Here is a 1,516-nt window from a genome sequence, read left to right on the forward strand (position 1 = left end):
CGGTCGCCCTCGGAGTCGCGGCCGAGCGACTCCGACCGCGCGGACCACGGCCCCCAGCGCGCGCAGATTGGCGGCGGTGTTGGCCGCACCGCCCGCGACGTCGACGACGTCCTCGAGCTGCAGGACCGGCGCGGGCGCCTCCCGAGTGACCCGTTCGGCGTCGCCGAGCCACCACGAGTCGAGGATCAGGTCGCCGATCACGGCGACCACCGGTGGACGCTCGTGGACGTGCGCGAGGAGCGCGCTCGCCCGCTGGAGCGCCGAGCCCTCGAGGCTCATCGAGCGCCTCCCGGGAGGACGGGGAGGCCGAAATGGACGACCGTGGTGGTGGTCATCTCGTCGAGCAGTTCCGGGCCGTAGCCGAAGCCGGAGCCGGAAGCGCCGCGGGGCTGCGCGCTGCCGCCCGGCGCGCCTCCGAAGACGCCGTTGACCTTGACCGTGCCGACGGGGAGGGTCGCGGCCGCGCGGTGCGCGTGCTCCATGTCGGCGGTGAGGATCGAGGCGGCCAGGCCGTAGGGGCTCGCGGCGGCGCGGGCGAGGCCCTCGTCGAAGGAGTCCACGACGGCGATCGGCGCGACGGGGCCGAAGGTCTCCTCCGTCATCACCAGCATCGACTCGGTGCAGTCGGCGAGGACGGTGGCGGGATAGAAGGTGCCCTCGCCCGGGGTGCCGCCGGTGAGGGCGCGGGCGCCGCTGCCGAGGGCCTCCGTGACGTGCTCGTGCACGGCGTCGCGCATCCGGGCGTCGACGAGGCGGGGGAGGGAGCCGGCGCTCCAGCGGTCGGCCTCGACGACGAGCGCGGCGGTGAACGCGTCGGCGATGTCGCGGTGGACGTAGATCCGCTCGACGGAGGTGCAGATCTGGCCGGCGTTGGCGAAGGCGCCCAGGGCGGCCTGCTCCGCTGCCCAGACCGGATCGACGTCGCGGTCGATGACGAGCGCGTCGTTGCCGCCGTTCTCGAGGATCACGTGCGCGCCGGTCACGGCGGCGACGCGGGCCAGCGCGCGGCCTGTGGCGGTCGAGCGACGTGGGCGAGGACGTCGACGCCCTCGGTGCGCGCGAGCTCGTCACCGACCGTGCCGTTGCCCTCGACCAGCGTCAGCACGCCGTCCGGCAGCGCCTCGGCGAGGATCGACGTGAACAGCGCGCCCGTGCCTGGGCTGCGCTCGCTCGGCTTGTGCACGACGACGTCGCCCGAGACGATCGCGGCGCCGAGGAGGCCCGCGGCGACCGCCACCGGATCGTTCCACGGAGTGAGGGCGAGGACCACGCCGCGCGGGTGCGGGAGGGCCAGATCGACGTTGAGGGCGCCTCCGCGCAGGCTCTTCCCGCGGTGCAGCGGACCGAGCTCGGCGTACTGGAGCAGCGTGTCGACCCCGGCGCGGACGCCGCCGAGGGCGTCGCCCGCGGGCTTGCCCGTCTCCTGCGTGTTGAGGTCGGCGAGCTCCTGCTCGTGCTCGGCCACGCGGTGGGCGGCGGCACGGAGGAGGGCGCCGCGCTCGGCGGGCGCGGTCGC

2 protein-coding genes and 1 pseudogene are annotated in these 1,516 nt (G+C 75.5%); all 3 read right to left on the reverse strand.

Going from position 1 to position 1,516, the window contains the following annotated elements; translation table 11 throughout:
• A pseudogene (locus ACH61_RS15360) lies at window positions 1-279 on the reverse strand (hypothetical protein); the annotation flags it as partial.
• On the reverse strand, window positions 276-983 hold the full coding sequence (locus ACH61_RS19445) for an aldehyde dehydrogenase family protein (protein ID WP_413784046.1): 708 nt from the start codon (window positions 981-983) through the stop codon (window positions 276-278). The gene ACH61_RS19445 and the pseudogene ACH61_RS15360, both read right to left, overlap by 4 nt.
• Window positions 980-1,516: aldehyde dehydrogenase family protein (locus tag ACH61_RS19450; protein ID WP_413784047.1), on the reverse strand; the 537-nt coding region annotated here is incomplete at its 5' end. The genes ACH61_RS19450 and ACH61_RS19445, both read right to left, overlap by 4 nt.

It is taken from the genome of Rathayibacter tanaceti, from assembly GCF_001634385.1.
In the GTDB taxonomy this organism is placed as follows: domain Bacteria; phylum Actinomycetota; class Actinomycetes; order Actinomycetales; family Microbacteriaceae; genus Rathayibacter; species Rathayibacter tanaceti.